This window comes from Priestia filamentosa (assembly GCF_900177535.1).
Taxonomy (GTDB): Bacteria; Bacillota; Bacilli; order Bacillales; family Bacillaceae_H; genus Bacillus_I; species Bacillus_I filamentosa.
On sequence record NZ_FXAJ01000002.1, the window covers coordinates 971117 to 984458 of the forward strand.

Below are 13342 nucleotides of genomic sequence, written 5' to 3' on the forward strand. Positions count from 1 at the left end.
TTTCTTTGCTTAAACCTCTATTTAACCTCTGATTATACAATAATTTCATAGTTAATCGTTAATCGTTCATATCCAAAACATTATTTATATGTAAATTATAGGTTTTTATAAGTTTGAATTCAACACGAATTATGGATTCCTTACAGCCTTAATATTATTTTTTGTAATTACAAGAAATAAAGTTGTCGATGACATAAGTTTAAGTAAAAATGTCAACTCTAAAAAATATTGAATTTTCAAAATATTAAATTGACAAATGATTCTTGTTATCTTATTGTTAAAAAATAAAAACAAAGTTTTATAAGTGAAACATAAATAATAATCCTATTTATTGTGTTTTCATAGAAAAGTAAAGAATGAGGAGAATTATTACTTTTGCTGAAGAGAATAAATCTTTCTTTAGTGTCCCCTTGATTCATTTGCTTTTCGCTTTATATCATAAGAAATTTAATATTTAATAGGGAGAGGATAAGATGTTGCAGGGACAAAAAAGATGGTTGTATATTATCGTACCCGTTTTCTTTTTTTGGTTCTTCGGACAAATCGATAAGGTTGGGATTTCTGTCATTCAAACAGACCCTGAATTTTTAGATGCACTTGGGATAACAGGTGAAAATAAAAATGCAAAAATTGGCCTCCTTTCATTTGTGTTTACTATTGCATATGGGGTGTCAAATCTCTTTTGGGGCTTCATTATCGACAAATTAGGTGCACGAAAAACTGCTATTGCCGGATTATGCGTTTGGACGCTTACTATGATTTCATCAGGTCTCAGTACTTCATATGAAATGTTTTTAATAAGCCGAATTATTCTTGGATTTGGAGAAGGAATGATGATACCTGTATCTGGTAAGTTTATTTCTGCATGGTTTAATAAAATTGAATTAGGACGTGCTCAGGCATCATGGCTTACAGGAAACTATTTAGGGCCTGCTATTGGATCCGTTGTACTTGTACTCGTTATTTCATCATTTCACTGGCAAGCAGCTTTCTTTATGTTAGCAGCCTTTAACTTATTTATTAATATCCCTATGTTTATCTTCCTCACAAGAAATACACCAGAAGAACATCCTGGAGTTAGTAAAGATGAACTCGCTTTTATCCGGCAGGCGGATTATGAAAAAGAAGAAAAACTAGCCGAGAATAAAAATTTTGCTCAAGATTACCGTTTCTGGCTTGTCTGGATTGGGATGCTAGTAAACTCTTTTCTCTTCTTTGGAATTAGTATTTGGCTCCCTACATATCTCATAGAAGCCAAAGGATTTGAACAAGAAGGCATGTCAAGCATTACTTCACTTTCCTGGTTATTTGCGCTTGGGTTTGTTTTAGCATGTGGTTTTCTTGCCGATAAAACAAATCGCCCAAGTTTAATGGCAACCATTTTATTTTCAATGACAGCCCTTTTTTTAACACTAGCTGTTTTTATCCCTAATCCAATTTTAGCGGGAGTTTGTATGGGACTAGCAATGGGCTGTCAGGGAGGAGTTTTCCATCTAAGTAATATGCTAATAGTAAAATATTCAACGCCTAAAACAGCTGGACGGGCAGCTGGTTTGTTAGGATTTGCAAATATTATGGGCGGCTTTTCAAGCTATATTATGGGATGGCTTCGTGATTTATCAGATGGTGACTTCAGTACATCAATTGCTATGTTAATTTTCACATCCCTTCTAGGTGTAAGCGCTTACGTATTTACTATTAAGAAAGAATCTTCTGAACTTCATGAAAATTACTTGTCTATTCAAAAAACGAATGGTCCTGACTCTAAAACTCTTTAATAGCACTACAGAAACTTTGTAGCCTTTACAATGATAAATCATATCCAACATAGAGCCTATTTTTAATAACACAATCATTATATTATAGGTACCTTATACGTCTAACCTTTCATATCTTTAAAATTTCCTCTTTTAACTGTTTAATAGGTAATCATTAGACTCTTTTTATGTCTAATAATAGGTAAGAGGTAGAGTGCCAAACAGCCAAGGCTATTTCGAAAACGCACTTGGCTGACTAGGTATCACTAGATTTATCTACAAGAAAGGCAACCTTCTTTGTTCTTGAATAAACGAACTGATGTCAATATATTAGGAGGTAATGAACTGTGCTATTTCGTTTTATATTCTTTTTATGTATATAAAGCAGTTAAACGTAAATACTGTAACTGTTATAAATGAGAAAGGAGGCTATCAGCATGGATGCGCAAAGAGCACAAGAAATTTCTAATTCAACGGACATGGCAAATATAATGTATAATGGAAAAAGTGTTTATATTGAACATGTAGACCAAGAAAATGGGACAGCTACAATTCATAATATTGACGAACCAAATAATAAACAAAGTGTTTCTATATCAGATTTAACAGAACAATAATTTAGTTAAAAAGATATATAACACAGTGTACTTTTTAAAAAGACTCCTTAAAAGAAGTCTTTTCAGATCGTAGACAAACCCCATCCTAATCTAAAGTTAGGATGGGGTTTGTTTACATATCTGGTAAAATTCTTTATTGATTAGGCTGAACATGGCCTCATCATTTGCAACTAATCATTTAAAAGTAAATTGGCCTCTATATAAAAGCATTTACGATATCTGCTGTCTTTAGTTCTAATAATCTCTTTAGAAATTGTATAGTTTTCTTAGTACCTTCGTTTTCCTTCATATCAGAATTGTTTTGTTCAAATTCAGTAAGATTTTGAGTAATTGCTGCTTTATAACCTGTTGTTTTGATAAACCATTCACCTAAAAGTTGCTTAGTAGCTTCTCTCTCTTCTTCATTTTTAATAGCAAATAAACTTTCCATCTCAGGCTCTTTTAATGTAATTGAACTGAGGTTTTCGTCCATAACAATCCAAAAAGAATTTTTTTGATGTTCATAATGATGCTCATAATGTTTGTGTTCTTTTAGTAACAAATAATCAATTTCAAGCTTAACCCCATAAAAAGGGTTATTTACAGTTGGAATAAGAAGTTCCTTAATATTAACGTTCTTTACTAGGTCCACATATAGTTCTACACCATGTGTAGTGTGAATTCCTTTAGCATCTAACAAACTCATCTCACTTCCCCCCACTCATATTAAAATAAAGTATATTCATTTAATTAATTTACTTTTTAACTGCTTTTTCCCAATCAGCTGCAAATTTTTCAATTCCTTGCTCAGTTAAAGGATGCTTCACTAATTGCTCAATGACAGCATAAGGGATTGTTGCAATATGAGCACCTGCAAGTGCCACACGCGTGACATGATCAGGATGTCTTACAGATGCAGCAATAATTTGAGAATCTATATTTTGAACTCGGAATAGTTCTGCAATTTTAGATACTAAATATACTCCATTTTCAGAGATATCATCTAGGCGTCCTAAGAATGGAGAAACATAAGTTGCACCAGCACGAGCTGCCAAAAGAGCTTGATTCACTGTAAAAATAAGTGTTACGTTTGTTTTTACACCTTTTTTAGAAAGATAACGTGTTGCCTCTAATCCCTCTAATGTCATAGGAAGTTTAATGGTTATCTTTTTATCTCCATTGTTAATTTTAATTAATTCTTCAGCTTGAGCGATCATTTCTTCGGCTGTAACAGCATCTGGCGTTACCTCTGCAGAAACGGATTCAACATCTGGTACTATCTTACAAATTTCTTCAATACGGTCTTCAAACTTTATGCCTTCTTTTGCAACTAAAGATGGGTTCGTTGTCACCCCAGATAAAATACCGATTTTGTATGATTTCTTAATATCCTCAAGGTTTGCAGTATCAATAAAAAATTTCATAATTTTATTCCTCCATTATTTTAAAATTCATATGAGTTTATCTTTTTATTTTTTTTCTACAGCATGACCGCCAAATTCGTTTCGGAGAGCTGCTACAACTTTTCCTGTAAATGTGTCGTTTTCTAATGATCGATAGCGCATTAATAAAGACATTGCAATAACTGGAGTGGCTGTCTGTAAATCTAAAGCTGTTTCAACTGTCCATTTTCCTTCACCTGAAGAATGCATAATACCTCTAATATCATCCAATTTAGCATCTTTAGAAAAAGCATTTTCTGATAGTTCCATAAGCCATGAGCGAATAACCGAACCATTATTCCATACTCTTGCTACTCCTTCATAGTTATAATCAAATTCACTTTTTTCTAATACTTCAAATCCCTCACCAATTGCTGCCATCATTCCATATTCAATACCATTATGAACCATTTTTAAGAAATGCCCACTTCCCGCTTTTCCTGCATAAAAATATCCATTTTCTACAGCTGTATCACGGAATATAGGTTCGACTAAATTCCATGCTTCAGGATCTCCACCAATCATATAACAAGCCCCATGACGAGCCCCTTCTATTCCACCTGAAGTCCCCACATCCATAAAATGAATCCCTTTTTCTTTTAACTGATTATAACGGTTAATAGATTCTTTATAGTGAGAGTTACCTGCTTCGATTACAATATCTCCTTTTTCTAACAGAGGCGTCATTTCCTCAATAACTGAATCTACAACAGTATGGGGAATCATCATCCAAAGAACTCTAGGTGTTTCCAATGAATGAATAAGTTCCTTTAAACTAGATGTGCCTGTACCTCCATACTTTCTCATTTCTTCAACAGCCTCTTCATTTACATCAAATGCTACAACCTGGTGACGTTGGTCTAATAGATTTTGACCTAAATTTATACCCATTTTCCCTAAACCAATTAACCCAATTTTCATCATGATTGCCTCCTACCCTTAATATTTAGCTAAATAAAAATTGTTATTTTCTATTTAACGGTCTAGCTTTTTCGATTTTTAAATATTTGGTTTAAAAAAGCTGTTGTGCTTCTTGTCTTTACATGTTTTTGATTTAGACATGTATTATCCTTTTATTCATGTGAAGAATATTTCCAAATGATTCACCTATAAAGCATATCTCATAGGCGTATCACCAATAGAAATCCAGGATAATCAGATTTCTCCTCATTAACAGTATCGGTAGATAAAACTCGAATGATATTTATAGCAAGTGGTTCAATGTTAGTATTCATAGCTATTATTCCTTCATAACAACTTTTTTATTTTTTTTGTAGAGGTTAAACTAATTTTTACGTTCCACATATTCTTCATCAAGCCACCATTTGAAGCCGTCTTCATCTAGTAAATGATTAGCTTCATCTGGACCATAGGAACCTGATGAGTATAAATAAAGAGGCAAAAGATTTTCTTCAAAGGCTTCTAATATTGGTTGAATCCACTCCCAAGCTAATTCAACTTCTTTCCAATGAGCAAAGAATGTGGAATCACCTGTTAAAGCATCGAAAATGAGACGTTCATAAGCTTCAGGTGCCCCTTTTTGATCTGCTGCAAACTCCACTCTAACCGGTTCGATTTTTCCATTTTTTAATGGGTTTTTACTATTCAATTGTAGAGCTACATTTTCATGGGGGTTAATTTCAATAATTAAGAGATTTGGTTCAACTGTCTCATCCTGATTTTCGTACAGATCTTTTAAGTAGTTTTTGAATTCAATGACAATTCGAGTTGACTTATCCTTCATTCTTTTTCCAGTTCGAATGTAAAAAGGTACTCCATTCCAAAAGGAATTATCAATCCATAAGCGTGCAGCTACAAATGTATCATTTTGAGAAGAAGAATCAATTTTAGGTTCATCGGTATATTTCACAACTGGTTGACCATGAATTTCACCTGCATCATATTGACCTCGGATAATATGCAGACCTACATCTTCTTTCTTTATTGAACGAAGTGACTCCATCACTTTCCTCTTTTCATCACGGATTTCGTGTGAACTAAGTTTTTTAGGAAGATGCATAGCAGTCATCATTACGAGTTGTAGCATGTGATTTTGAACCATATCCCGAATTGCGCCTGCTTGATCATAATAATCAGCTCTTTTTTCTACTCCGACCGTCTCACTTGCTGTAATCTGAACATTAGCAATATGTTGGTTATTCCATAATGATTGAAGAATAGGATTGGCAAATTCTAAAGCCTCCAAGTTTTGAACCATCGACTTTCCAAGATAATGATCAATTCGATAAATTTCATCTTCTTTGAAGGCTTGACTTAATTTTTCGTTTAAATCTTGCGCAGATGTCAAATCATGCCCAAATGGTTTTTCAATAATAAGACGCTTCCACCCTTTCGTAGAACCTAATCCACTTTCTTTAATATTTAATGCAATAAGATCGAAAAAATCTGGTGCTACCGATAAATAGAACATCCGATTTTCTGGAATCCCTAGTTCTTCTTCACGTCGCTGAACAAGATCTAATAAATCTTCATAGTCTTTATTATTTGTCGCATCTAAGGCTTTGTAACAAAAAGAGCTTATAAAATCCTCTATTTTTGAATGGTTATTTATCAATCGTCGAGAAAAAGTTTCTACTGATTGTCTCACCCCATTTTGAAAATCTATATCAGACATTTCTTCTATACCTGACCCAATAATAGAAATAGATGGAGGGATTTTCTCATCTAAAAACAGATTATACAGAGCAGGGAAAATTTTTCTTTTTGCTAAATCTCCTGTCGCTCCAAATAAAACAAAAGTCATCGATTCCATTCCACAATCCTCCTTTTAATAAATTTTTTTTAATTTTTTACATTAACTATGAAGAACCCTATCTCATGTCTCCCCCGTTTAAATAGTTCTTTATTGATTTCACTAGGAACGATTTCATGAGAGGATACCAATAACTGACAAACGAAATTCCTTTGTTTTTAGGAAGTTTTCCCACTTTGAAAAGTTTGTCCCTTTGCTTTATCAATTATGTACATGATAGTAGGATGGATAAAAGATATCAGCAGAACAAGACAATGCTTCTTCCCCCTTTAAGCTAAAAATGTTCTAGTAAGAAGCTGAAGATTTATTTCTTACTGAACTAAAGGATATTAATGTAAATAAGTAGCAAAAAAGGACCTTCAACTGAAGATCCTTTTTTTTCCCTAAATATTTTATGATTTAATTCTGCTTATTTACGATTTATCATAATGACAAGCTTTTCTTAGATAGATACCATTTGAATGTAAGCTTAGCGTCTAAAACCATCCACGTATTGTTTAGGAATTTCAGTTTCTTTGTTTAATTTTTTCGATGCTTCTAATGCCCAGTAAGGATTTCTTAACATGCCTCGGCCAACCGCAATGAGGTCTGCTTCCTCATTTCCAATCACTGCGTTAGCAAGTGTTGGTTCATCTAATCTTCCTACAGCAATAACAGGAACATTAAGCGCTTTTTTTATTTCTCTTGCAAGAGGTACTTGGTATCCCGCGTGTGTTCCAGGACGTCCTCCTGCCCCGATTGGACCTTCTCCACCTGAAGAGATGTCAAAGATATCAACGCCTTCTTCTTGATATTTTTTTGCAAATTCGATGCTTTCTTCGATATCATATCCAGCTTCTACATATTCTTTTGCAGAAATACGCATTATTAATGGCATATCTTCTGGCATTTCCTCTTTAGCTGCACGAAGAACTTCACAACCAAACTTCGTTAAATCTTCTCCATACTCATCATCACGTTTGTTTGTTAATGGAGAATGAAATTGATGAATTAAGTAGCCATGAGCACCATGAATTTCAATCGCATCAACGCCTGCTTTCACTGCACGTTGTACCGCTTTACGGAACTTTTCAACCATTTCCCTCACTTCTTCAGTTGAAAGTGCACGAGGTTGTTTATAATTTTCATCAAAAGCAATGGCGGACGGTGCTACAGGAACTTCTGCATCTTCTGCTTTACGTCCTGCGTGGGCAATTTGGATGCCTACTTTCGCTCCGTATTTGTGACAAGCCTCTACAATGCGTTTGAGTGCTGGAATTTGATCATCAGACCATAAACCTAAGTCGAAATCTGAAATTCGTCCGTCTGGTTCTACATCTGTCATTTCAATTATAATAAATCCAGCTCCACCGATTGCCCGACTTACATAATGTAGATAGTGAAAGTCTGTCGCAATTCCATCTTTCGCATTTACTGAATATTGACACATGGGAGGCATAACAATACGGTTTTTCATCTCCAGCCCTTTTAGTTTATAAGGCGTAAATAAATCGTTCATTCTAAAAACTCCTTTATCATTTTTTTCTGTTTTAATAAACACCCAAAATAAATGGAGAATGAAAAATTTTCTCCACATCTGACATCAGCGATCATCTTTTGGACTATTTATTGTCCATACACTTTAATATGCATGTGCACGCATTTAAATTATTATCCCTATCATGCTTCTATTAAATGATATTTCATCATTCAATGTAGTTCAAAGACCAATCTATATAAATACCGCTAATCTTAAAAGTGATGAACTTAACATGCATGCGCACGCATATAATTTACCATCTTATTTTTCTTCTGTCAAACGCTAATTCTACATAAACTTTAGTAGAAATTCATGTATTACTATAACGATTGAGTGAATACTTAAATGTTAATAATCCCCATTCATTATAAAGTAAAATGGGTAGGAGATAGAATCAAGAGCGCCCTCATATTTATTTCTATCTTCTTATACCCATATCCTTTATTATTGAAATTTGTTTAGAAACGATTGCCACTCACTTTGCATTTTTCCTTCTGCTAAGATTGATTGAAGAATTTCTTCAAAAGTAGCTAAAGCTTTGTTTAATTTTTCTTCCCCTAGTGATGTTAACCGAGTGTAAATACCTCGACGGTCATCTTCACATAAGTGTCTCTCTAATGCTCCACAGCTTTTTGCTTCCATTCTTCCAACTAACCTTGAAATCGCACTTTGACTCAATCCGACCATCTCTTGCAACTGCTGAAGTCTTAATTGCTTATCATCTGTCTGTGATAAAAAATAAAGAACATAAAACTCTTTTAATGATAGACTGTATTGTTCCTCTAGTGCACGTTCTAATGTATTTGCAATGTTTGTTTGGACATTAATGATGGATAGCCAATTATCTAGAAGATTATGTCTTTGATTGCCCTCCATACAAACCCCTCCTGTTTTATCTAAATCATTTGTTAGCTCACTGAACTACATAATAGTTACTATAATAGCATATAACCTACACTCATTATTAATATTTTAGTTTACTAAGTCAAATTTATAAAAATAATCGAGAGCTATTAATATGATCATGTTTAGCTTACTAAAATATGCTGTCTTCCCTAAATATACATTTTTGGACGACGTTTTTCTATCGCACATAAAGTGAAGTAACATGTTCAAGATGGGCGAGAATGAGATTGATTATAATATAAAAGCCAATTCCCCTGTTAAGGAATCAGCTTTTTAAAAAAGGATAATTTATAGACGATCTATATTTCAAATTCTTTAATTTTTGCATTAGGTCTTAAAATTTCTTCTTGATTAAACTCTTTTAGTTGTTCACCATTTCTTACTTTTCGAACTCAATCGTGATTAGCAAGCGCTCCTTTTTCTAAAGTTCTTCTACTTATCTTTACATTGTTTTAGTTAACATAATATTTTTATAGAAAACTTCATTCTCTATGAATTTTATTATTTATTAAAGCCTCTTGCTTACTGTTCTTCCAAAAGCTGATTTACCTTACTTACATTCTCCACCAAACAGAAGATGAATGTGATATCTCTCCTGTTAATTCAACAGTTTCTCCAATCCTAGGAACTACCATATTCACCCCCTCTTTTTGTGCTTCTATTAAGGCCCGTTCGACAGGTTCCGTCCAAGGATGAAAAGCAAGTGTAAAAGCTCCCCAATGGATTAACATCATCTGCTTTCCCCCTACATCGATATTAGCCTGCACAGATTCTTCGGGCTTCATATGAATATCAGACCAGCGTCGATCATATTGGCCACCTTCCATCAAGGTCAGATTAAACGGTCCATATTTTTTTCCGATTTCCTTGAAATGGGCATCATATCCCCCGTCTCCGCTCGTATAAAAACGTGTTTTTTGTCCAAGAACAACCCATCCTCCCCATAGAGTTGTATTTCGATTAAAAACCCCTCTTCCAGAAAAGTGTTTTGATGGTGTTAGCGCTACTGTTAAGCCGCGAAACTCCCTTTCCTCCCACCAGTTTAGTTCAGTGACTTTTTCTTTGACAATGCCCCACCGAAGAAGGTGCGGCCTAACACCGAGAGGAACAAAGAAATGTTCCACTTTATTCTTTAACTTTCGGATTGACAGATAATCAAGGTGGTCATAATGATCATGAGTAAGAAGGACAGCATCAATACGAGGTAACCGTTCAATAATTGTTAATGTATCTTGGCTATAACGTTTACTTCCTACGAACGAAACTGGTGAAGCCACGGAACCTAACATGGGATCGACGAGCAGTTTTTTCCCATCAATACTAAGTAAAAAAGCAGAGTGACCAAACCAAGTTAAACTATCCTTTTCACTGTTGACTTTATTCCAATCAACCTCAACAATAGGGAGGTTTTGATTCGGTTTGCGCTCTTCTCTATTCCTAAAAGAATCTTTAAGCATAGAGAACATATCACCAACACCCACCTTCTCATTCGTTGGTACTAAATTTATGAATCTTCCATTTTTATAATTATTAAGGCTACTATAATTCTCCTTTTGTTCTTTCTTTACACTTCCCCCAAATACAGGATGAAAGTTGATAAATAATACAATGGCCAGACATAATACAAGTAAAACAGCGATTAAATAAATCATCACTAGTTCCCCCATTCCTTTCAACTTTAGCTATGTATTTTATGAAGATGTCTCTTGCTCCTATTAGTATACTCTTATTCTTGTAAATTCAGAAAATAAAAAAGCCTAACAACCATTATAAAACGGTGTTAAGCTTTTTATTTCTAGATTCTCAGCTCATTTAAATGAAATTTCTGAATTTTAATCTCGTTGATTTCCATTTTTATTTGAAGCGCTTACAAGTGTAGAGTTAGTTTCTTTATATTTTTAGTTCTGACTCTCTTTTAAAATTACGCTCAATCTGTTCTAATGATAACCCTCTTGTTTCTGGTAAAAACTTAGCAATCATAATTAAACCGATGATACCAAAAACAGCAAATACGAAAAATGTTGCTGAGATTCCAACTCCACTAAGCAGTACAGGGAAAAACAGCCCAACTAAGAAGTTCGCAAGCCATAAACATAAAACAGCAATTCCCATCCCTAGACCGCGTAGGCGCGCAGGGAAAATTTCTGAAAGTATTAACCATGTTAATGGACCAACTGCTCCTTGAAAAAAGGCTAAATAGAGAACTGTCAAAGATAAGGTAATGTAGGGGAGCATTGAAGATCCTTCCAGTACAATAGAAGAAATACCAATTAAAATAAGAGACAAAGTTACACCCGTTAAACCAAAGAGAAACATAGCACGTCTATTCACTTTATTCATAAGCGACATTCCAATGATACACGCAATTACCGCGATCAGTCCGTTGGCTACATTGCCGATTAAAGCGGCTTTTGTACCAAATCCTGAATCTTGAAGAATTTTTGTGCCGTAGTACATAATGGAGTTAATACCTGTAAATTGTGAAATGACACCAATCCCTATTCCAAGGAAGACAATTCGACGAATCCACGGGGTATTTAAATCTTTAAATCCAATTTTTTCGATTTTTTTCTCCGCTTCAATATATTGATTAATCTCATGTAACTCTTGCTGGGCGTGTCCTTCTTTTCTAATTTTTTGAAGAACTTGCAGTGCATCCCCTAATTTTCCTTTTGTCACTAACCAGCGTGGGCTTTCAGGTAATATTGCTACTCCAATCCACAATGCAATGGCTGGTAATGCAGCAATCACTAACATATAGCGCCATACATGCCCTGTGTCTCCAAAAGTATTTCCAATAATGGCGTTAATCATAAAAGCAAGAAACTGTCCTGTTACAATCATCAATTCGTTTTGAGTTACCATTCTACCACGCCTATCGGCAGGAGACATTTCAGCAAGATATGATGGAACAATAACAGAAGCGCCACCAACAGCTAGGCCTAATAGAAAACGAAAAAACACGATAACAGCTAAATTTGGCGAAAATACACAACCAAGTGTAGAAAAGAAGAAAAGAATGGAAAGATACATAAGGCTTTTTCGGCGTCCTTTATTATCTGATAAACGACCACCAAATAATGAACCAAAAGCAGCCCCTAATACTAAAGAACTTGCTACTACTCCCTCAGTAAAAGCCGTAAGATTTAACTGATCAGGCTGAGCCATAAAAGGAAGTGCTCCATTTACAACTCCAGTATCATACCCAAACAATAATCCCCCAAAAGTTGATACAATAATGACTAATGTTAAAAACTTTCGAGGATCTTTTTTCTCAGGAACTTTTACTTGAATTGACTCATCGGAAACCTTCACATTTCGCATAGTTAAAATCCCCTTTTAGTGATATTGATTTTATCTATCTCATTACCTCATTAGCGGTAATGAACATGCCACATATACCTCTTCTATATTTAAAAATATTGCAAGTATAGGAAGGAGCCTATTTCATAGGCTCCAATCCATTAACTCATGCCAATAACTTTTAAGTATTCTCTTGTTCTTTTCGCAATTGGGAATGGTTTGTCAAACGGTGCAGGGTACATGTCCTGTTCTACAATTGCCCAACCTTTGAAGTCAATGCTTTCTAACACTTCTACAAATGCTTTCATATCAACAACACCTAGTTCTGGCTCACACATAATATCATTGCTTACTGCTTTAGCGAACGGCCAATTTTCTCTCTGCATTTTTTCTCGTATTTTTAAATCACAACTCTTTACATGTAAATAAGGTATTCTTTTGTGATGTTTTTTCATAAATGCCCCAGGATCTCCATCTGCGTAGGCATGATGACCTGTATCAAGGCAAAGATTAATATCTGTATCATCTAAAAGACGCTCGATTTGTTCTTCTGTTTCGATATGACTTTGAGCATGTGGATGGAATACGACTTCTAAGCCATACTGTATTTTGGCATAATCGCGTATTTTCAGAATATTACTCACAAAATTACTCCACTCAGCATCGTTCAAAGTTCGCGGTCTTACTAGCTCACCTGTAAAAAGGTCTGTGTAGCAGTCATCGATTAAAACAACATATTTTGCACTTTCAAATTGGAGCTGAAGTTTAGCCATCTCATCTAGTAGATCCATCATCTCTCTTGTTTTCTCTTCAGACATAAGATCTCCTACAAGTGTTGTTGCCGTCAATTCGAGATTCCTTTTTTCAAGTTCATTTTTTAACTTCTCATACTCATTCGGAAGATATCCCCATGGCCCTAATTCAATACCTTGATATCCTGATTCCGCCATTTCATTCATGCATCTTTCCCAATCAATTTGCTTCTCGTTTTCTGGAAACCATACTCCCCAAGAATCTGGTGCTGTGCCAACTTTAACTTCCATTTT

General features: G+C 34.6%; 11 protein-coding genes. 2 read left to right on the forward strand and 9 right to left on the reverse strand.

All coding sequences use genetic code 11. The features are described 5' to 3' along the window. Positions 1–473: 473 nt before the first annotated feature. Together B9N79_RS11975 and B9N79_RS11980 are read left to right on the forward strand one after the other, a co-directional pair. Positions 474–1778 (forward strand): MFS transporter, encoded by a 1305-nt coding sequence (locus B9N79_RS11975; protein ID WP_040057395.1) that lies wholly within the window; start codon positions 474–476, stop codon positions 1776–1778. A 416-nt stretch (positions 1779–2194) separates the two neighbouring features. Beyond that, entirely contained in the window at positions 2195–2374 is a 180-nt protein-coding gene (locus B9N79_RS11980; protein WP_040057394.1) for a small acid-soluble spore protein H, read from the forward strand. Between the two features lie 196 nt (positions 2375–2570). Here the strand turns inward: B9N79_RS11980 and B9N79_RS11985 are convergent, their stop codons facing one another. The 9 genes from B9N79_RS11985 to B9N79_RS12030 form a co-directional block, all read right to left on the reverse strand. Beyond that, the gene (locus B9N79_RS11985; RefSeq protein ID WP_040057393.1) at positions 2571–3059 is read right to left on the reverse strand and encodes a hypothetical protein; all 489 of its coding nucleotides are present in this window, start codon (positions 3057–3059) and stop codon (positions 2571–2573) included. Positions 3060–3108: 49 nt separating this feature from the next. Further along, a complete protein-coding gene (gene fsa, locus B9N79_RS11990) occupies positions 3109–3777 on the reverse strand; it encodes a fructose-6-phosphate aldolase (RefSeq protein ID WP_040057392.1) in 669 nt (222 codons plus the stop codon). Positions 3778–3822: 45 nt separating this feature from the next. Then, positions 3823–4716: a phosphogluconate dehydrogenase (NAD(+)-dependent, decarboxylating) gene (gene gnd / locus B9N79_RS11995; RefSeq protein ID WP_040057391.1), complete on the reverse strand. Its 894-nt coding sequence runs from the start codon at positions 4714–4716 to the stop codon at positions 3823–3825. Between the two features lie 364 nt (positions 4717–5080). Beyond that, entirely contained in the window at positions 5081–6568 is a 1488-nt protein-coding gene (gene zwf, locus B9N79_RS12000; RefSeq protein ID WP_046217429.1) for a glucose-6-phosphate dehydrogenase, read from the reverse strand. Between the two features lie 469 nt (positions 6569–7037). Continuing rightward, positions 7038–8066, reverse strand: coding sequence for an NADH:flavin oxidoreductase/NADH oxidase (locus B9N79_RS12005; RefSeq protein ID WP_046217430.1), 1029 nt, complete (start codon positions 8064–8066; stop codon positions 7038–7040). A gap of 465 nt (positions 8067–8531) precedes the next feature. Further along, complete coding sequence (locus B9N79_RS12010) at positions 8532–8963, reverse strand: MarR family winged helix-turn-helix transcriptional regulator (protein ID WP_040057388.1); 432 nt, start codon at positions 8961–8963, stop codon at positions 8532–8534. A 584-nt stretch (positions 8964–9547) separates the two neighbouring features. Further along, a complete protein-coding gene (locus B9N79_RS12020; protein ID WP_046217431.1) occupies positions 9548–10645 on the reverse strand; it encodes an MBL fold metallo-hydrolase in 1098 nt (365 codons plus the stop codon). 238 nt (positions 10646–10883) lie between these two features. Then, a complete protein-coding gene (locus tag B9N79_RS12025; RefSeq protein WP_046217432.1) occupies positions 10884–12317 on the reverse strand; it encodes a sugar porter family MFS transporter in 1434 nt (477 codons plus the stop codon). Positions 12318–12457: 140 nt separating this feature from the next. Further along, positions 12458–13339, reverse strand: coding sequence for a sugar phosphate isomerase/epimerase family protein (locus B9N79_RS12030; RefSeq protein ID WP_046217433.1), 882 nt, complete (start codon positions 13337–13339; stop codon positions 12458–12460). Between the last annotated feature and the right edge of the window lie 3 nt (positions 13340–13342).